The sequence below is a fragment of the Alistipes senegalensis JC50 genome (genome assembly GCF_025145645.1).
Lineage (GTDB): Bacteria > Bacteroidota > Bacteroidia > Bacteroidales > Rikenellaceae > Alistipes > Alistipes senegalensis.
Genome location: NZ_CP102252.1, coordinates 352087 through 364921 on the forward strand (window position 1 = coordinate 352087; position 12835 = coordinate 364921).

Here is a 12835-nt window from a genome sequence, read left to right on the forward strand (position 1 = left end):
TTGGTTAAGTGATTCAATATCCATACTTTTGTTTCGAACGAATACGAAAAACAGACCATGCTTCATTCGATCATTATCGTCATTACCCTGCACCTCGTCGTCCTTAGAAGATAGCGGGAGAAAGGTGGCGTGCATGATCGACGAATATGATAAAGCCTTTCTCCTGCCGGGGAAAGGTCTTTTCGTTTCCGGCACGGGCCGGAACACAGACTGAAACCGAAACCGAAAGATGAAACACACACTCAGAAGCGCCGTCACCACGACGGGCCGCCGGATGGCGGGAGCCAGAAGCCTCTGGCGGGCCAACGGCATGCGCGAGGAGCAGTTCGGCCGCCCGATCATCGGCATCGCCAACTCGTTCACCCAGTTCGTGCCGGGCCACGTGCACCTGCACGAAATCGGCCAGTACGTCAAACAGCGGATCGAAGCCCTCGGATGCTTCGCCGCGGAATTCAACACCATCGCCGTGGACGACGGCATCGCCATGGGCCACGACGGCATGCTCTACTCGCTGCCCTCGCGCGAGATCATCGCCGACAGCGTCGAATACATGGCCAACGCCCACAAGGTCGATGCGCTGGTCTGCATCTCCAACTGCGACAAGATCACCCCCGGGATGCTGATGGCCGTCATGCGGCTGAACATCCCGACGGTCTTCGTCTCGGGAGGCCCGATGGAGGCCGGAAAGTTCCGGGGCCGCGGCGTGGACCTGATCGACGCGATGGTCATGGGCGCCGACGACACGTGCAGCGACGAGGAGATCGCGCAGATCGAACGCTGCGCCTGCCCCGGATGCGGATCGTGCTCGGGGATGTTCACGGCCAACTCGATGAACTGCCTCACCGAAGCGCTGGGACTCTCGCTCCCGGGCAACGGCACGATCGTCGCCACGCACGCCAACCGCCGCCGGCTCTTCGAGGACGCCGCGGCGCTCATCGTCCGCAACGCCGAACGCTACTACTTCTCGGGCGACGATTCGGTCCTGCCGCGCTCGATAGCCACCAAGGCCGCCTTCGAGAACGCCATGTCGCTCGACATCGCCATGGGCGGCTCGACCAACACGGTGCTGCACCTGCTGGCCGTGGCGCACGAGGCGGGCGTGGATTTCACGATGCAGGACATCGACCGTCTTTCGCGGCGGGTGCCGGTGCTCTGCAAAGTCGCACCCAACTCCCACTACCACATCCAGGATGTCAACCGCGCCGGGGGCATCTTCGCCATCCTCGGCGAACTCGACCGCGCCGGGCTGCTCGACACCTCGGTGCACCGCATCGACGGGCGCACGCTCGGCGAAGCCGTCGCCGCCTGCGACATCCTCTCCCCCACGGCATCCGACACGGCCCGCCGCCGCGCGCTGAGCGCCCCGGCAGGCCATTACAGCCGCGAACTCGGGAGTCAGCAAACCTACTACGAGGAGCCCGACACCGACCGCACGGCGGGCTGCATCCGCGACGCGGAGCACGCCTATTTCCGCGACGGCGGACTGGCCGTGCTGACGGGCAACATCGCCCGCTCGGGCTGCGTCGTGAAGACCGCCGGAGTGGACGAAAAACTCTTCGTCTTCCGTGGTCCGGCCCGGGTTTACGAGTCGCAGGAGCAGGCCATGAACGGCATCCTCGCCGACGAGGTGCAGCCGGGCGAAGTGGTCGTCATCCGCTACGAGGGCCCCAAAGGCGGCCCGGGCATGCAGGAGATGCTCTACCCCACGTCGTACCTCAAATCGAAGAAACTGGACAAAGCCTGCGCGCTGATCACCGACGGCCGCTTCTCGGGCGGCACCTCGGGGCTCTCGATCGGCCACGTCTCGCCGGAGGCCGCCTCGGGCGGAGAGATCGCCGTGGTACGCACGGGCGACGAAATCGAAATCGACATTCCCCGCCGTTCGATCCGCCTCCTGATCGACGACACCGAAATGGCTGCCCGCATGGCCGCTCAGAAAGAGTTCCGTCCGGCAAACCGCAACCGCCGCGTTCCGGCCTCCCTGCGGGCCTATGCACGGCTCGTGAGCTCGGCCGACCAGGGCGCCGTGCGCATCATCGACGAAGAATAAAAAACGGACCCGCTTATGAACACACCCCGTCCCGAAGAGCGACAAACGGCCTCCGACCCCACGATCACGGGATCGAAGGCCCTGATCGAATCGTTTCTCCACGAAGGCGTCACCACCCTTTTCGGCTACCCCGGAGGCGCCATCATCCCCGTCTACGACGCCCTCTACGACTACCGCGACCGTCTGCGCCACATCCTCGTCCGCCACGAGCAGGGCGCCGTGCACGCAGCGCAGGGCTACGCCCGCGTCAGCGGACAGGTAGGCGTCTGCCTCGTGACCTCCGGCCCCGGCGCCACGAACACCGTCACGGGGCTGGCCGACGCGCTGATGGACTCCACGCCGCTGGTGCTCGTCACCGGGCAGGTCGGCTCCTCGCTGCTGGGCACCGACGCCTTTCAGGAGACCAATTTCGTCGGCATCACGCAGGCCGTGACCAAGTGGAACTGTCAGGTCAAGCGCACCGAGGATATTCCGGGGGCCATCGCCAAAGCCTTTTATATCGCCCGCTCGGGCCGTCCGGGCCCCGTCGTGGTGGACATCACCAAGGACGCCCAGTGCGGCACGGCCCCCTTCCGGTATGAGAAGATCACCTCCATCCGCAGCTACGTCCCCTCGCCCGCTCCCGACGCGGAGCGCATCGCCGAGGCAGCCCGGCTGATCGACGCCGCCCGCCGTCCACTGGTGATGGTGGGCCAGGGCGTGACGCTGGGCAACGCCGAAGCCGAACTGCGGGCGTTCCTCGAAAAGAGCGGCATGCCTGCGGCCTCGACGCTGCTGGGGCTCTCGGCCCTGCCGTCGGACCACCCGCAGTATGTGGGCATGCTGGGCATGCACGGCAACTACGGACCCAACATCAAGAACCGGGAGTGCGACCTGATCGTGGCCGTCGGCATGCGCTTCGACGACCGTGTGACGGGGAGTCCGGCCCACTTCGGCGAGAACGCCAAGGTGATCCATCTGGAGATCGACCCCGCGGAGATCGACAAGATCATCCACGCCGACGTGCCCGTCGTGGGCGACGCCAGGCAGACGCTGCCGATGCTCACCGAACGCATCCGCCGGGGCGACCACAGCGCCTGGATCGGGGAGTTCCGGGAGTGCGACCGCATCGAATACGAAGCCGTCGTCCGCAAGGCGGTGCACCCCGGCGAAGGGCGTATCCGCATGGGCGAGGCGGTCGATGCCGTGGCCCGGGCCTACGACAACGACGCGGTGCTGGTGACCGACGTGGGCCAGCAGCAGATGAACGCCGCGCGCTATTTCGGATTCCGCCGCAACCGCAGCATAGTGACCTCGGGCGGCCTCGGAACGATGGGCTTCGGGCTTCCGGCGGCCATCGGCGCCAAGCTGGGCGCCCCCGGCCGCGAAGTGGTGCTGTTCGCCGGCGACGGCGGTCTGCAAATGACCATTCAGGAGCTGGGGACCATCTTCCAGTCGCACGTCGCGGTGAAGATCGTGCTGCTGAACAACTCGTTCCTCGGCATGGTGCGGCAATGGCAGGAGCTCTTCTACGACCGCCGCTACTCCTTCACCGAGATGACGAACCCCGATTTCGGGCTCATCGCCCGCGGCAACGGGATCGAATACCGCCTCGTCGAACGCCGCGAGGAGCTTGCAGAAGCCGTCGCCGCGATGAAAGCCTCCGCAGGCGCTTTCCTGCTGGAAGTGCGGGTCGAGAGCGAAGAGAACATTTTCCCGATGGTCCCGGCCGGCGCCCCGGTGGCGGACATCCGGTTCGAGTAAAACGAAACAGCGTATGGAACAGGAATATATCATCACCGTATTTTCGGAGAACAAGGTGGGTCTGCTGAGCCAGATCACCACGGTCTTCTCCTGCCGCGATGTCAACATCGAGAGCCTCACGACCTCCGAATCGGCGCTCCCGGGCATCCACAAGTTCACGATCGTCGTGCGCACCGACCCCGGGCAGATCGACAAGCTCGTGCGGCAGGTAGAGAAGAAGATCGACGTGCTGAAGACCTTCGTCTACACCCCCGAAGAGGTCGTGCAGCAGGAGATCGCCCTCTACAAGGTGACCCGCAGCCGGGGCGTCGAACAGCTCGTGCGCAAACACAACGTCCGCATTCTGGAGATCGACGAAGACTACATCGTCGTCGAAAAGACCGGGCACAAGGCCGACACGCAGGCGCTATTCCGGCTGTTGCAGCCCTACGGCGTCCAGCAGTTCGTGCGCAGCGGCACGGTGGCCATCATCAAGTCGCGGCGCGAACTGCTGAACGAATACCTCGAAGAGCTTGAAAAATCAAGAATTAAAAATTAAAAATTATCCGCGCTCCAAAGAGTACGCCATCTCCCTCCCCTGCGGGCCGTTTAAGAAACGGCTTTCAGAAAGAATGATGCGCAGAACGGGTGCAATGCTCAATACCAATGCATCGTCCCAAAATCCCGGCTCTTAACCGGGTGGGGTCGGATTCATAAACGCCGTCTCAGGCGGCGAGTGCGTAACCGGCATAAGCAAGATAACGTTCGAATATCACTTAATAACTTTACTAAAATCACAAACATCATGGCACAGATCAATTTCGGCGGCGTCGAAGAGAACGTCGTAACCCGCGAGGAATTCCCCCTGAAGAAAGCCCTCGAAGTCCTCAAAGACGAAACCATCGCCGTCATCGGCTACGGCGTGCAGGGCCCCGGCCAGTCGCTGAACCTGCGCGACAACGGATTCAACGTCATCGTCGGCCAGCGCAAGGGCTCGAAAAGCTGGGACAAGGCCGTCGCCGACGGCTGGGTGCCGGGCGAAACGCTCTTCGAAATCGAAGAGGCCGCCGAGCGCGCCACGATCATCCAGTATCTGCTCTCCGACGCCGGGCAGATCGCCGTATGGCCCTCCATCAAAAAGCACCTCGCACCGGGTAAGGCGCTCTATTTCTCCCACGGCTTCGGCATCACCTACAAGGAGCGCACGGGCATCGTGCCCCCGGCCGATGTCGATGTGATCCTCGTAGCCCCGAAGGGTTCGGGCACGTCGCTGCGCCGGATGTTCCTCCAGGGCCGCGGCCTCAATTCGAGCTATGCGGTGTTCCAGGACGCCACGGGCCGCGCCTTCGAACGCGTGGTGGCGCTGGGCATCGGCGTCGGCTCGGGATACCTCTTCGAGACCGATTTCAAACGCGAGGTCTACTCCGACCTTACGGGCGAGCGCGGCACGCTGATGGGCGCCATTCAGGGCATCTTCGCCGCCCAGTACGACACGCTGCGCGCCAACGGACACACCCCCTCGGAAGCCTTCAACGAGACCGTCGAGGAGCTCACGCAGTCGCTGATGCCGCTCGTGGCCGAAAACGGCATGGACTGGATGTACGCCAACTGCTCGACCACGGCCCAGCGCGGCGCGCTGGACTGGTGGAAGAAGTTCCGCGACGCCACGAAACCCGTCTTCGAGGAGCTCTACAAAGAGGTGGCCGCCGGCAACGAGGCCCAGCGTTCGATCGACCTCAACAGCAAGCCCGACTACCGCGAGAAGCTCAACGAAGAGCTGCGCGAGATGCGCGAAAGCGAGATGTGGCAGACCGGCGCCGTGGTGCGCAAGCTGCGTCCCGAGAACAACTGATCCCGATAAACGGACGAAAAAGCCGCCGGCAGCCGCCGACGGCTTTTTCGTTTTCGGTTTTTTACCTATCTTTGGCTTCGCCTCAGATACTCCGCCCCGGAAAAAATGCAGGCGAGCTTGCTTTTTTCTCTCGGCTTATTCGTATCTTTGGTTGCGCCTTAGATACTCCCGCTCGGCAATGTTCAAATAAATTTGACATTGCCCTCGCTTATTCGTATCTTTGTAAATTGAAACACCGACATCCAAACTAAACTGCTCAATATGTACAGCCATGACAACCGGGTGGTGATCACCCTCGACGCCGGCGGCACGAACCTCGTGTTCGGAGCCATGCAGGCCAACCGATTCATCGTGGAGCCCATCACCCTGCCTTCGCATGCCGAAGACCTCGACAAATGCCTTGCGACGATGGTCGAAGGGTTCCGGGCCGTCATCAGCCGCCTTTCGGAAAAACCCGTGGCCATCTCGTTCGCATTCCCCGGACCGGCCGACTACCCCAACGGCATCATCGGGGGCTATCTGCCCAACTTCCCGTCGTTCCGCGACGGCGTGGCGCTGGGTCCGTTCCTCGAAGCGACGTTCGGCATCCCGGTCTTCATCAACAACGACGGCGACCTGTTCGCCTACGGCGAGGCGCTGGGCGGAGCCCTGCCTCAGGTCAACGCCCGGCTCGAAGCGCTGAACAGCCCCAAACGCTACAAGAATCTGGTGGGCTACACCTTCGGCACGGGCTTCGGCGTGGGCATCGTGGTCGATAACCGCCTCAACCGCGGCGACAACTCGTGCGTCGAAACCTTCTGCCTGCGCCACAAGAAGATGCCGGAGATCATCGTCGAGGAGGGCGTGGCCGTGCGCGCCGTGAAGCGCGTCTACGGCGAACTGTCGGGCGATCCGAATCACGGACTGGAGCCCAAGGACATCTGCGACATCGCCGACGGCAAACGCCCGGGCAACGTCGAGGCGGCCCGGCAGGCTTTCGCCGAGATGGGCGAGATCGCCGGCGACGCCATGGCCACGGCCGTGACGCTGATCGACGGTCTGATCGTCATCGGCGGCGGCATCACGGCGGCCCGCAAATGGATCATGCCGAGCCTGCTGAAAGAACTCCGCTCGAAGATGCACACCCTCTCGGGCGACGAACTGAACCGCGTGCAGATGAAGGTCTACGATCTGGACGACGACGCGGAGTTCCGGGAGTTCGCCAAAGGCAGCATGCAGCCCCTGAAGGTCTACGGCACGGACCGCTATGTGGCCTACGACCCGCAGAAACGCATCGGTGTCACGATTTCGAAGCTCGGCGCCAGCCAGGCCATCTCGGTCGGAGCGTACGCCTTCGCCCTGAGCCAGCTGGACGCACAAAACGCATAAACAGCCGGCCGCGAACTGAACCGGAACCAACGGAATCAGCCGTTATCCAAGTCCCCTCCGAGGAGGGGATTTAGGGGAGGGTCAGTGCCGGAGGCGGCGAATACAGCCGACTGATACGAACGCACGTTATAAAAAGCAATATAGGACAAACCATGTATAAGTTTCAACCAATTCTGAAATCGCTGATCTGGGGCGGCGACAAGATAGCCCCTTACAAACAGATCGAGACCTCGCAGCAGCAGGTCGGCGAGAGCTGGGAGCTCTCGGGCGTGAAAGGCAACGAATCCGTCGTCGCCGGAGGCCCCGAGGCCGGAACCCCGCTGCCCGAACTGATCGCCCGCCACGGAGCCGGATTGCTGGGCGCGAAGAATTTCGAACGCTTCGGCGAGGAGTTCCCGCTGCTCATCAAGTTCATCGACGCCCGGCAGGACCTCTCGATCCAGGTTCACCCCAACGACGAACTGGCCTGGGAGCGCCACCAGTCCAAGGGCAAAACCGAGATGTGGTACGTCGTGGCCGCCGACAAAGGGGCGCACCTCCGCTCGGGATTCTCGAAGCAGGTGACGCCCGCCGAATACGCCGCCAGCGTAGAGGACAACACCATCACCGACATCCTCGCCGACTACCAGATCCATCCAGGCGACGTTTTCTTCCTGCCGGCGGGCCGCGTGCATTCGATCGGCGCCGGAGCCTTCATCGCCGAGATCCAGCAGACTTCGAACATCACCTACCGCATCTACGACTTCAACCGCCGCGATGCCAACGGCAACACCCGCGAACTGCACACCGAGCTGGCCAAGGAGGCCATCGACTACACCGTGCTGCCCGACTACCGGACGCACTACACCCCGGCGCAGAACAGCCGCGTGGAGCTGGTTTCGTGCCCCTATTTCACCACGTCGCTGCTGGACCTGACCGCCCCCGAGACGCTGGAGCTCGCCGACCTCGACTCGTTCGTCGTGGCCATCTGCATCGAGGGCCGCGGCACGATCGCCAACGACAACGGCGAAACGCTTCCCGTGCATCAGGGCGAAACGGTGCTGATCCCCGCTTCGGCCCGGTCGCTCGCGTTCACGCCCGACGGCGCGATGAAACTGCTGACGAGCTGGATCGCATGACCCGCGCATCCGGAATTCGGCACGATCAAATAACACAATCCCCGAAAGCCTGCCTTTCTTCGGAAAGCGCAGGCTTTTTCGCGGCCGCGGGTTGCAAATCTGCGTTCTTTTCAGTAACTTTGGGGGTGCAACCAGAACCTAACCACCAAACCACCGTATGCAGGCAGAATTACAGAAAATCGCGTCCCGATTCGCATTGGAGGGCGCTGTCACGGCAATCGACTCGCTGGGCGAGGGTTTTATCAACGACACCTTCATCATCCGCACGGAAGGCGGCGCGCCGGATTACATCCTCCAACGGAAGAACAAGAACATCTTCCCCGATGTCCCGGCCATGATGGAGAACATCCGCAAAGTCACGGATCACATCCGCCGCCGCGTCGTGGCCGAAGGAGGCGATCCCCTGCGCGAGGTGATGACGATCGTCCCGACCCGCGACGGGCACTACTACGCCGTGGACTCGCAGGGCGACTACTGGGCCGTGTCGGTCTTCATCGGCGACACCATCGCCTACAACAAGGCGGACTCCCCGGAGCTGGCCCGCAAAGGCGGCGAGGGCATCGGCAAGTTCCAGGCCCAGCTGGCGGATTTCACCGAGCCGCTGGCCGAGACGATCAAGGGATTCCACAACATCCGCCACCGCTTCGTGCAGTGGGACGAAGCGATCGGACGCGACGCCGCAGGCCGCGTGAAGGATTTGACGGAGGAGATCGGCTGGATCGAGTCGCGGCGCAGCGAGATGCTCGGGTTCTGGTCGAAGGTCGAGGACGGCACGATCCCCACGCGGGTGACGCACAACGATACGAAGATCAACAACATCCTCTTCGACAAGAAGGGCGGGGTGCTGTGCGCCATCGACCTCGACACGGTGATGAACTCCACATCGCTGAACGATTTCGGCGACGCCATCCGCTCCTACGCCAACACGGGCGAGGAGGACGACCGCGATCTTTCGCGCGTGGGCATGTCGCTCGACATGTTCCGCGCCTACACCGAAGGCTACCTCTCGCAGCGGGCGAAGCAGCTGACCGAGCCGGAGATCGACAATCTGGCGTTCTCGGCGCGCTACATCACCTACGAACAGGTCCTGCGCTTCCTGATGGACTACATCGACGGCGACACCTATTATAAGATCAAATACCCCGAACACAACCTCGTGCGCACGCACGCCCAGTACGAACTGCTCCGGAGCATGGAGAAGCAGTACGGCACGATGTGTGACATCGTACGGGAGACGGTGGCCAAATACAGATAAGCCATGAAAATTCGCAAAATCACAGGCGTTTCGCCCGACGACCGGGCAGCCGTGGAGCAGGCTTTCGCGGAGATCGAACCGCAGCCCGTCGCATGCTGCAACTGGCCCGCGGAATTTCCGTATGCCCCGGAGGTGTCGTTCCGCATGTTCCACACGGGCGACCGGCTGATGCTGCGCTTCGACGTGGCGGAGAGCTACACGGCGGCGCTGGTCACCGAGGACAACGGAGAGGTGTGGACCGATTCGTGCGTGGAGTTCTTCATCGCCCCCGACGAGGGATTGTACTACAATTTCGAGACCACCTGCATCGGCCGGATGCTCCTCTCGGGACGCAAGTCGCGGACCGAAGACGTGCAGCCCGCCCCGGCGGAGGCGCTGGCGAGTGTGAAACGCTTCACCACGTACCCCTTCGGCGAACCGTTCGCCGAGCGCGAGGGCGACAACCGCTGGTCGCTGACGCTGGCCATCCCCCCGCAGGCGCTTTTCCGCCATGCGCTGACGGACTGGAGCGGCCTCGAAGCCCGGATGAACCTCTACAAGTGCGGCGACAGGCTCTCGCACCCCCACTTCCTGTCGTGGAAGCCCGTGCGGACGGAGAACCCCGACTTCCACCGCCCCGAGTTTTTCGAAGCGGTGACGTTTGAAAAGTAGCAACGACTAAACAATACCGAACCCATGAACAACAAGTATTCCTTGCCCAAAGACGGAGGACTGATCGCCGAATCGGTGCCCCGCGACATCATCCACCGCTACGAGAAAATTCTCACGCGGGTCTATGAGAACGAATACGAAGGCGTGCAGTACGTCGCCGACAACATCGTCAAGGCGATCCGCACGTACAACGAACTCCACTGCTCGAACGAGGTCTACGAAGAGTCGCAACCGTTCGTGCTGGGCCTCACGACGGGGCGCACCCCGCTGGGTCTCTACCGCGAACTGGTGAAGCGCCACGAGGAGGGGCAGATCAGTTTCCGCAACGTCGCGGTGTACAGCCTCGACGAGTTCTACCCGATCAAATCGACCGAACAGCAGAGCCGCAACTACCGCATCCACGAGGAGTTCCTCAACCACATCGACATCCTGCCCGAGAACGTGCACATTCCCGACGGCACGATGCCCGAGGACAAGGTTTCGGAGTACTGCGCGTCGTACGACCATTCGGTGCGCCGCATCGACCTGATGATCATCGGCGTGGGCGAGGACGGGCAGATCGGCTTCAACGAACCGGGCTCCTACTCGCGTTCGCGCACGCGGCTGGTGCAGCTCACCTACAACACCCGCAAGATCCAGTCGGGAGCCTTCTTCGGGCTGGAGAACACCCCCAAGATGGCGATCACGATGGGCATCGACACGATCATGCGCGCCGACCGCATCATCCTGATGGCCTGGGGCGAGGAGAAGGCCCACATCGTGCAGAGGGTCGTCGAGGGCGAGATCACGGGACAGGTTCCCGCCTCGTACCTGCAAGCGCACTCGAATATCGAGGTGGTGATCGACGAGAACGCCGCACAGCTCCTCACCCGCGAGCAGACGCCGTGGCTGGTGGGTCCCTGCGACTGGACGCCGAAATTCGTCCGCAAGGCCGTGGTATGGCTCTGCGGCGTGGTTCAGAAGCCGATTCTGAAACTCACCTACAAGGACTACATCGAAAACTCGCTGGGCGAGCTGCTCGAACAGGGGCGCACCTTCGACCAGATCAACATCGACGTTTTCAACGACCTCCAGCACACCATCTCGGGATGGCCGGGCGGCAAGCCCAACGCCGACGACTCGACGCGCCCCGTCCCCTCGACGCCGTTCCCCAAGCGGGTGGTGATCTTCTCGCCCCACCCCGACGACGACGTGATCTCGATGGGCGGTACGTTCATCCGCCTCGTCCAGCAGGGCCACGACGTACACGTCGCCTACGAGACCTCGGGCAACGTGGCCGTGCATGACGACGTTGTGCTGCAAAATATCGACACCGCCCGCGAACTGGGCTTCGGCAACCACTACACCGAGGTCGAAAAGGTCATCGCCACCAAGAAGAAGGGCGAACCCGAACCGCGTGCGCTACTCGATCTGAAGGGCGCCATCCGCCGCGCCGAAGCGCGCGCCGCCGTGCGCTCGTTCGGTCTGAACCCCGACACCAACGCCCACTTCCTCAACCTGCCGTTCTACGAGACGGGCGGTATCAAAAAGGGACTGCTCACGGAGAAGGACATCGACATCATCGTCAAGCTGCTGCGCGAGATCAAGCCCCACCAGATCTACGCCGCCGGCGACCTGGCCGACCCCCACGGCACGCACCGCACCTGCATGGAGGCCGTGCTCGGCGCGCTGGAAGTCGTGAAGGACGACGAATGGCTGAAAGAGTGCCATCTGTGGCTCTACCGCGGCGCATGGATGGAGTGGGACCTCGGCATGGTGGACATGGCCGTGCCCCTGTCGCCCGACGAGCTGATCATGAAACGCCACGCCATCTACCGCCACCTCTCGCAGAAGGACATCATGCCCTTCCCGGGCAGCGATCCCCGCGAATTCTGGCAGCGGGCCGAAGAGCGCACGCAGAACACCGCGCAGCTCTACGACCGGCTCGGCATGGCCGAGTATCAGGCCATCGAGGTCTTCGTAAAAATGTTTTAACCCCAAACCGTTTACAACCATGCGCTTAATCATCGAAAATACGCCGCAGCAGGTAGCCCAGTGGGCCGCCGACTACATCATCCGGCAGATCAAGGCCAAGGAGCAGGTGACCAAGTCGCCGTTCGTGCTGGGCCTCCCGACGGGTTCGACCCCGCTGGAAACCTACAAGGAGCTGATCCGCCGCCACAAGGCCGGCGAGGTGTCGTTCAGGAATGTCATCACGTTCAACATGGACGAGTACGTGGGGCTTCCCGAGGAGCATCCCGAAAGCTACCATTCGTTCATGTGGAACAACTTCTTCAAGCACATCGACATCAAGCCCGAGAACGTCAACATCCTCGACGGCAACGCCGAGGACCTGGCGAAGGAGTGCGCCGACTACGAAGCCCGCATCGTCGAGGCCGGGGGCATCGACCTCTTCATGGGCGGCGTCGGCGAGGACGGCCACATCGCCTTCAACGAGCCCTTCTCGTCGCTCAACTCGCGCACGCGCATCAAGACCCTGACGCAGGACACGATCCAGGTCAACGCCCGCTTCTTCGGCGGCGACACGACCCTCGTGCCGAAGACCGCGCTGACGGTCGGCGTGGGTACGGTGCTGTCGGCCAAAAAGGTGCTGATCCTCGCCACGGGGCACAAGAAGGCCCGCGCGGTGCGCCACGGCGTCGAAGGCTCGTACAACCACCAGTGGACCATCTCGGCGCTGCAAGTGCATCCCAACGGCATCCTCGTGTGCGACGATCCGGCCGCCGAGGAGTTGCGCGTAGCCACCTACCGTTACTTCAAGGACATCGAGCGGGAGAACCTGATCTCGAAATAGGGACGACACCCCGATACGAAAACTC

Annotated in this window: 10 protein-coding genes; all 10 read left to right on the forward strand. The window is 62.8% G+C overall.

Annotation, left to right across the window (positions count from 1 at the left end):
• Window positions 1-229: 229 nt before the first annotated feature.
• The 10 genes from ilvD (at window position 230) to nagB (ending at window position 12810) form a co-directional block, all read left to right on the forward strand.
• A complete protein-coding gene (ilvD, locus tag NQ519_RS01380) occupies window positions 230-2050 on the forward strand; it encodes a dihydroxy-acid dehydratase (RefSeq protein WP_026076347.1) in 1821 nt (606 codons plus the stop codon).
• Between the two features lie 15 nt (window positions 2051-2065).
• Window positions 2066-3793 carry a biosynthetic-type acetolactate synthase large subunit gene (gene ilvB / locus NQ519_RS01385; RefSeq protein WP_019149859.1) on the forward strand — a complete coding sequence of 576 codons (1728 nt, stop codon included), beginning with the start codon at window positions 2066-2068 and terminating at the stop codon, window positions 3791-3793.
• A 13-nt stretch (window positions 3794-3806) separates the two neighbouring features.
• Complete coding sequence (gene ilvN, locus NQ519_RS01390) at window positions 3807-4331, forward strand: acetolactate synthase small subunit (protein WP_019149858.1); 525 nt, start codon at window positions 3807-3809, stop codon at window positions 4329-4331.
• 246 nt (window positions 4332-4577) lie between these two features.
• On the forward strand, window positions 4578-5624 hold the full coding sequence (ilvC, locus tag NQ519_RS01395) for a ketol-acid reductoisomerase (protein WP_019149857.1): 1047 nt from the start codon (window positions 4578-4580) through the stop codon (window positions 5622-5624).
• 261 nt (window positions 5625-5885) lie between these two features.
• The gene (locus tag NQ519_RS01400) at window positions 5886-6992 is read left to right on the forward strand and encodes an ROK family protein (protein WP_019149856.1); all 1107 of its coding nucleotides are present in this window, start codon (window positions 5886-5888) and stop codon (window positions 6990-6992) included.
• Window positions 6993-7144: 152 nt separating this feature from the next.
• Window positions 7145-8110: a type I phosphomannose isomerase catalytic subunit gene (locus NQ519_RS01405; RefSeq protein ID WP_019149855.1), complete on the forward strand. Its 966-nt coding sequence runs from the start codon at window positions 7145-7147 to the stop codon at window positions 8108-8110.
• A 157-nt stretch (window positions 8111-8267) separates the two neighbouring features.
• A complete protein-coding gene (locus NQ519_RS01410) occupies window positions 8268-9365 on the forward strand; it encodes a phosphotransferase enzyme family protein (RefSeq protein WP_026076346.1) in 1098 nt (365 codons plus the stop codon).
• A gap of 3 nt (window positions 9366-9368) precedes the next feature.
• Entirely contained in the window at window positions 9369-10016 is a 648-nt protein-coding gene (locus tag NQ519_RS01415; protein ID WP_019149853.1) for a carbohydrate-binding family 9-like protein, read from the forward strand.
• A 24-nt stretch (window positions 10017-10040) separates the two neighbouring features.
• A complete protein-coding gene (locus NQ519_RS01420) occupies window positions 10041-11990 on the forward strand; it encodes a 6-phosphogluconolactonase (RefSeq protein WP_019149852.1) in 1950 nt (649 codons plus the stop codon).
• A 19-nt stretch (window positions 11991-12009) separates the two neighbouring features.
• Window positions 12010-12810 (forward strand): glucosamine-6-phosphate deaminase, encoded by an 801-nt coding sequence (nagB, locus tag NQ519_RS01425; RefSeq protein WP_019149851.1) that lies wholly within the window; start codon window positions 12010-12012, stop codon window positions 12808-12810.
• Window positions 12811-12835: the final 25 nt, after the last annotated feature.